This is a genomic window from Nonomuraea sp. NPDC001684 (genome assembly GCF_053596515.1).
The window spans coordinates 1-2594 of the sequence record NZ_JBSFGJ010000766.1 but is presented as its reverse complement, the minus strand read 5'-3'; the positions used below and the strand labels follow the sequence as shown (position 1 = coordinate 2594).

At 73.6% G+C, this 2594-nt stretch carries 3 protein-coding genes; 2 read left to right on the top strand and 1 reads right to left on the bottom strand.

Features of this window, described 5'->3' with window-relative positions; all coding sequences use genetic code 11:
- On the top strand, positions 1 to 210 hold a 210-nt coding region (locus ACWCSD_RS51380), incomplete at its 5' end, for a histidine phosphatase family protein (RefSeq protein ID WP_449926996.1).
- Positions 211 to 219: 9 nt separating this feature from the next.
- Here ACWCSD_RS51380 and ACWCSD_RS51375 read toward each other — a convergent pair.
- Positions 220 to 1407 (bottom strand): FAD-dependent monooxygenase, encoded by a 1188-nt coding sequence (locus ACWCSD_RS51375; protein WP_449926992.1) that lies wholly within the window; start codon positions 1405 to 1407, stop codon positions 220 to 222.
- A 155-nt stretch (positions 1408 to 1562) separates the two neighbouring features.
- On the opposite strand from ACWCSD_RS51375, the gene ACWCSD_RS51370 reads away from it, so the two are divergent.
- Complete coding sequence (locus ACWCSD_RS51370) at positions 1563 to 2474, top strand: TetR/AcrR family transcriptional regulator C-terminal domain-containing protein (protein WP_397163111.1); 912 nt, start codon at positions 1563 to 1565, stop codon at positions 2472 to 2474.
- The last annotated feature ends 120 nt before the right edge of the window (positions 2475 to 2594 follow it).

Genomic DNA, 2594 nt, shown 5'->3' with positions numbered 1-2594 from the left:
GTCGTCGCCTCGCACGGCGCCGCGCTGCGGCTCGGCATCTGCGAGCTGCTCGGCCTTCCCGAGGAGCTGTGGCCGGCGCTGGGCGGGCTTGGCAACTGCTCGTGGTCGGTGCTGCAGGAGGGCCGTCAGGGCTGGCGGCTGCTCGAACACAACGCCGGCACCCTGCCCGAGCCCATCAGCAGCGACGACCGCCCTGACGCGGAGGCGTAGCCGACCGGCTCAGGCCGGCTGCGCGGGGCGGCGAGCGCCCTGCCGGGGATGGTCCGGCAGCGTGACGGCGCTCGCGGCCTTGTCCGTCATCCGCTTGACCATGCCCTTGCCCGGCAGGTACGGCAGCATGCGCATCATCTGGTTCCGCAGCCGGATCCGCGCCCGCGTGCCCGGCACGAGGTATTTGTCGGCCCCCTCGGCCTGCTTCTGGCACACCTCGACGTACGGTCTCATCCGCCGCTCGTAGGCATCGAAGGCGGCACTGTGGTCGCCGGGGGCCGCGGCCAGCTCGGCGGCCAGCACGTACGCGCCGATCATCCCGAGCCCCGTGCCCATGCCGCCGGGGCCGGGGGCGTACCCGGCGTCGCCGACCAGCGCCACCCGGCCGGACGACCACCGGGGCAGGACGACCTGGGCGGCCTGCCAGAAGTAGAAGTCCTCGGCCCTGTCCATGGCCGCCAGCAGGGACGGGACCTGCCAGCCCACTTCCCGGAACGCCCGCGCCACCAGGGCCCGCTGCGCCGCCTGGTCGCGGTGGCCGACGTCGAGCGGGGGCGTGGCGAAGTCGAGCGACGCCCTGGTCCGGCCGTTCGTCCGGACGATGGTGGCGCAGCGGCCCGGCACGTTGTGCATCAGGCCGTCGTGGTCCAGCCCGTACGTGCCGGGGACGGAGAAGACGGCGCCGTAGAAGCCGAGATGGCGCAGGGGAGCGGCCGGGAAGGCCAGCTCGCGTACCTTGCTGCGGATGCCGTCCGCGCCGACGACCAGGTCGAACGTGCGGGGCGCGGCCTTTTCGAAGGTCACGTGCACGCCGTCGGGGCGCTCGGTCAGGGAGGTGATCGAGTCGCCGAGGAGGCGTTCGGCGGGGGCGGCCTCGTTCAGGATGCGGGTCAGGTCGCCGCGCAGGATCTCCACGTCGCCGCTGAACACCTCCGACGGCAGCCTGGCCAGCCGTCTGCCGGCGCCGTCGACGATGGCGATGTCGCCCATGCCGGTCTGGGCCGTCTTGATGGCGTCCAGCACGCCCATGCGCTTCAGCACCTCCAGCTGCGGGGCGCCGCGGAAGTCGACGGCCTGGCCGCCGGTGCGCAGGGCGGGGGCGCGTTCGACGACGGTCGGCCGGAACCCGAGGCGGGCCAGCCAGTGGGCGAGCGTGGGCCCGGCGACGCCGCCGCCGGAGATGAGGACGGTCTGCACGGTTGCCTCCCTGGGTAGTGCGCCATGTACGTTGTACGCGTACCGTAGGTTCGGGTATTCCAGCAGGCAAGAGGGTCGCCCGGCGCACTAGTGCGGTGAGAAGGTGCCGCCGGGTGCGCCGAGCCTGGTGCACTAGTGCTGCGGAAGGGGTGGCCGTGGATCGGCCCGTGTATCTGCGGATCGTGGCGGAGTTGCGCGACCGCATCGCCGCCGGCGAGCTGGCGCCGGGGGACAAGGTGCCCTCGACCCGCCAGATCATCCGCGAGTGGGGGGTGGCGATGGCCACCGCGACCAGGGCCCTCGGCAGGTTGCGCGAGGAGGGGCTCACGCGGGCCGTGCCCGGGGTCGGGACCGTCGTCGCCGGGCCCGTGCGGCGGGCGGCGCAGGACCTCACCGCGCGGCGCGTCGTGCGCGAGGCGATCAGGGTCGCCGACCGGGAGGGGCTGGCCGCCGTGTCGATGCGCCGCCTGGCCGCCGAGGTCGACGCCTCGGCCATGTCCCTGTACCGGCATGTCGCGGGCAAGGACGAGCTGGTCCGGCTCATGATCGACGCGGTCTACGGCGAGGAGCCGCCCGCCGGGCAGCCGCCGCGCGACTGGCGGGCCCGGCTGGAGCTGGAGCTCCGGCAGTTGTGGCGGGTGCACCTGCGGCATCCGTGGCTGGCGCAGGCGGTCTCGCTGACCCGGCCGCAGCTCGTGCCCAACGGCATGGCGTCCACCGAACGGCTGCTGCGGGCCCTGGACGGGCTCGGCCTCGACGCCGGCACCATGCTGCACGCCGTCGTGTCCCTGGTGAACTTCGTCCGGGGCGCCGCCGTGGCCCTGGAGGCGGAGCTGCAGGCGCGTACCGAGACCGGGGTGACCGAGGACGACTGGCTGAGCGAGCACGAAGGGGAGATGGCGGAGTTGCTCGCCTCCGGCGCCTTCCCGACTCTGGCGAAGGTGGTCACGGATCCCGGGGTGGATCTGGACCTGGACTCCGTCTTCGAGTTCGGGCTCCGCGGGCAGCTCGACGGGCTCGCCGTGCTGGTGGCACGGGCGCAGCGGGGACGGCGGCCGGGCGATTAGGCGAAAGGGCGCGGATGGCTATATGCTCTCGGAGCGCCGCAACGGGTGATCCCGCAGCGGTGACCAGGGGCTATGGCGCAGTTGGTAGCGCGCCTCCATGGCATGGAGGAGGTCTGGGGT